General features: G+C 35.1%; 3 protein-coding genes. All 3 read right to left on the bottom strand.

Features of this window, described 5'->3' with window-relative positions; translation table 11 throughout:
• Positions 1-872 precede the first annotated feature (872 nt).
• Positions 873-1,484, bottom strand: coding sequence for a hypothetical protein (locus JCM15548_RS20010; protein ID WP_062128944.1), 612 nt, complete (start codon positions 1,482-1,484; stop codon positions 873-875).
• A gap of 178 nt (positions 1,485-1,662) precedes the next feature.
• A complete protein-coding gene (locus JCM15548_RS20005; protein ID WP_062128942.1) occupies positions 1,663-3,402 on the bottom strand; it encodes an SAM-dependent methyltransferase in 1,740 nt (579 codons plus the stop codon).
• Positions 3,403-3,406: 4 nt separating this feature from the next.
• Complete coding sequence (locus JCM15548_RS20000) at positions 3,407-3,892, bottom strand: hypothetical protein (protein ID WP_062128941.1); 486 nt, start codon at positions 3,890-3,892, stop codon at positions 3,407-3,409.
• Positions 3,893-3,979: the final 87 nt, after the last annotated feature.

Genomic DNA, 3,979 nt, shown 5'->3' with positions numbered 1-3,979 from the left:
CGCCCACATGTATGAAACGATAGGGGCTTGCAAGCGTCGTTATTGTCTGCCGTTAAGTTTTTTGCTAAGGGGAATGGATTTACACTGAACACATAAACCCCTATTGTTTTATACATGATGTTGTAATCTGGCCCCTTTTATATCCTGTCCTCCAGCCTGCATTGCTTTTCGGGAAGCTATAATCACCGAATTAACTGCAAAAATTGTAACCTTGTCTGCCCTCGACACTTTACTATTTGGTTCCAGCATTCCGTATGTAAACATTTGTCTCAACGAAATACTGGCTTTACGTTTCTGTCCATAAATTTTTTGACCGTTTCGGGAAGCAATCATTGAGCAGCCCATTATTAGTACCGACCACTGGTTTCGCTGAATTGGAAAAAGCATCCGCTTGTACTTATGCATCCTTCACCGTGACCATTTCAAAATTCCGTATGCTTACTCATGTAAATCGCGCCTCGGGAGTCCGTTTTATTATTCGGGCAGTTTCTACCGAAGCTCTAGACCGGTCTGCCAAATTTCACTTTCCTACGATAACCGCAGGATTCCCCGTGTCCTACTCTGCACAAACCTTTAAAAAACCAACCCGCTGTCTGAACACCACCTTAAATTCACGAAACCCTGGTCAAAGACGTTTGAGTTTAAGTATTCAGTTTCGCGAAATCCTTCCGTTCTGGAATCAAGATAAAAGCGTCCTGCGAATCAAATCTGCAGTTTGTTGGGTTATTGGGGCTTGATTACAACGTTTGGCAATATGGCAAGAGGCGGAATGCGGGTGTCGTCATTGTCTACCGTTACAAAACTTGATGCGGGGCAGAATGGTTTAAAAATCCACAAAACCCGCCTTTTGCTATATTGCGTGTTATGCACCGTTAGTCTTGGCTTTCAAGTCTTTCTCCACTATATTTCCGTTGTCTTTCTCTTTCTCGCTCAACAATATCCCATAACTCTTTATTTTCTGGGTCAGCCATTGCATTTTTTAATGCTTCAACATATTCGGGTTGATTTCTGTATTTGATTTCAATCCAAGTTGTCTTCGGCATAAACATAAGTATTAGTCCAAGTCCGCCAAGGATAACTGTCCTTTTTAAAATTCTAGTATAATAGTCTGATTTGTTTTTTGAGTATTTAATAATTCCTATTGTCGTCACGATTGAGAGTCCAACAAGACCAGCGCCTAAAATGAAATCAGCACCCGGCCAAGATTGAAATTGAAACATTATTCCATTAGTTGTAGATGAAAGTGCAAGTCCAGCACCAACTGCTCCTAGGATTCTTAATGAAGATATGTCTCGATAGCTGTCTTTTTTAAGAACCTGTCGAAGTCTTATGTCATTAAATAGTGCAAAGCCGAAATAAAAATAAATAGTTGAAAGTATTAATAGAGTCAAAACAGTCAAAGCACCACTCCCTGGAATAAATAGTAAATTCATCCCAAGTGCTATAATTGAAAGTGTGGCAATAATAATTTCTGCTTTTTTCATTGTCAATGTGTTAGTAGGGTCCCTTTTTTAATGGTGCATAACGGTTACGTATATGAAACGTTTGGCATTTCGAAGCACTTTCCTGTCAAGTTACAAGTACTTTTGATACGGGCTGATAAGCTCGATAACCCGCTGACTGCCAAATGTTTTATATACGATGTTGGGCGTTCGTACTTTTCTAGAAAAGTGTCATTTGCTCTGTAACGTCTTCTTTTACCATTTCAGCAAATGCTTCCCAATCTTCAATTTTTAGTTCTTTTAACTTTCTTTTGGCCTTTTCAAAATCTACACTTTCAAAAGCCTTCTGAAAATCAATCCGCATTAAAGTATCCTTATTTATTGACCTCTTAGAATCTGAAAAAATTATTGATTTAAGGAATTTTTGGACTAACTCAGAATTTACCAAGTAATGAGCAATCTCTGCCATCTTTAAATCATCAAAACCAATAAAATAACAGGTGTCATCAAGCATTATAGGCTTGCTATCTTTAGGACTGACCAATGTGAAATGAGTTGATTTGTAAAGACCTGAAATTGCTATTTTGTAATTTGAAAATGAATATTTGCCTATCCCAAAAATTGAAAAGCTTGGTTTGTCTTTGTAAATCGATGATTTACGCGTATTAAAAAATTCTCTGTGTGAATCCAAGTATTTATATGTTTTTGGAAACTGTGTCTTTATGTATGATGTTTCTTGACCTATTTTATTTTGAGTTATAATTGTTAACTTCCTAAATGAGTTGGTTTTGTCTCCTTTTAAGTCAGAACTTTTTAATAACCCATAAACTAAATTATTTTCAAGATTGACTTCTACACCTAGAGCATTTATGAAATGACCGTTCACTTGGTCAAGTTCCATAACTTTGGAGCAGTCGTGTTTTACTCCTGAGCGCCACACAAATGTAGATTTACCGTCCACAATACTTGACTCATCATAATCTTGAACCGAATAGACAAACTTATCTTTATACCAACCAAAAGTTGTCAGCATTTCATGAGTGTAAAAATCATATTCCTTGCAAATTAATTCAGGCTCACTGTTTAATTTAGATAGGAATAAACACGCATTTACAGAAACATTAAATTCCTTTTTGGAATCAATGTTAAGCTTTTCTATATGCCCTAGCCTAAATTGATTTATTTTTTGGTCGTGAATTATGTTCTTAACAACCGAGTTCTTAATTAAAAATGAGAATATTCCATCATGTTTTTCAAAGCATTTCAACATTGTATAGGAAATGAATTCACCAATGTCAAAATTGCCCTTTCCCGTCATGGCATCTAAACCATTATGTTTCTTGAAGTTTGATTTGACTGGAAGATTTTTTGAATCAATTGAGCCCAATTCGGAATTAGTGACCCACGGAGGATTTCCGATTACCAATGTTTTTAGGTTTCTTGTAGATTTAGCAAGTGCCGAATAATCAAATTCAAAGGCATTTCCATGAATAATATAAATCTCAGGTTTCGCAAACGTTGGATTGGCCAAATAATAGGTAAGAATTTCGAATTTTGTTTTCCATACATAAGGTTTATAGATTTCTACACCAACGACTTTTTTCAGGTTTTTAAATTGTGATAAACAAGCAATAAGGAAATTACCTTTACCACAAGTTGGTTCTAATAAAAATTCAATATTTGCATCTTTATTTAAAACATATTTGGCAACTTGAAAAGCTAGAGTTTTGTTTGTTTGGAAATCTCCATATTCTCTTCTGTCAGGTTCAGAAACAATGGATTGATTAATTCTAATTTCTGTTAATAACTCTGTTGCTTCTTCCTGTGTATCAAAGAAATTATTTAAACCACTAACTTCATTAATAATTGAGTTTATCTCCAAGTAATTTTGTAGTGAATTTTGATTTTCTATGAAGAAAGTCAAAGCTCTATTCGTTAAATGTGCTTCCAAGTAGGTCATTGTGCTAAAAGTCTTTAATCATTTCTCGAATTTTTGCCATCTTTCTGGTTTCCTTGTCCATGTATTTTTCGTATGCCGTTTTCATACCACGAAAGAAACCCTTCATATCCTGATTTTTGTCTATCTTCAATTCGCCAACCATTTGAATTACTCCCCAACCTTGCGCTTCAATTGTCAAGCATTCCCAATTAATATGTTGAACGGGAATCAAACCTGAATCGTCAATAACTATAACACCGTCATCTGTTTTTTTGTAATTTACGAAAATAAAATACAATTCATTCCCGTTTTGTTTAAGCCATTTTATTAATCTTTTAGCTGAAATTATATTTGGCGAGTAATTGTTTTTATCAACATTATTACTTTTAACATTAACTGGCTTTTGAATGTTGTCATCGAGCAAGAAGTCTCCAATTGATTTTCGAGTTCCTTTTGCAGTAGCACCATGTTTCTTCGCAGTCTGTACTTCTATTGTTCTATAATCATCCATAATTTATTGTTGTCCTCAATTGTTAATTTGTAAAGTTACAATTTATTTTAAGGTTTGATGCACGGTTTCTCTGTATGACGCCCAACG

It is taken from the genome of Geofilum rubicundum JCM 15548, assembly GCF_000974365.1.
Lineage (GTDB): Bacteria > Bacteroidota > Bacteroidia > Bacteroidales > Marinilabiliaceae > Geofilum > Geofilum rubicundum.
Note: the sequence above shows the minus strand (reverse complement) of the source record. Positions and strands in the feature narration are given on the sequence as shown.

Coding starts and splice junctions, on each gene's coding strand:
- JCM15548_RS20010 (WP_062128944.1), bottom strand. CDS start 1,484: ATGAAAAAAGCAGAAATTATTATTGCCACACTTTCAATTATAGCACTT.
- JCM15548_RS20005 (WP_062128942.1), bottom strand. CDS start 3,402: ATGACCTACTTGGAAGCACATTTAACGAATAGAGCTTTGACTTTCTTC.
- JCM15548_RS20000 (WP_062128941.1), bottom strand. CDS start 3,892: ATGGATGATTATAGAACAATAGAAGTACAGACTGCGAAGAAACATGGT.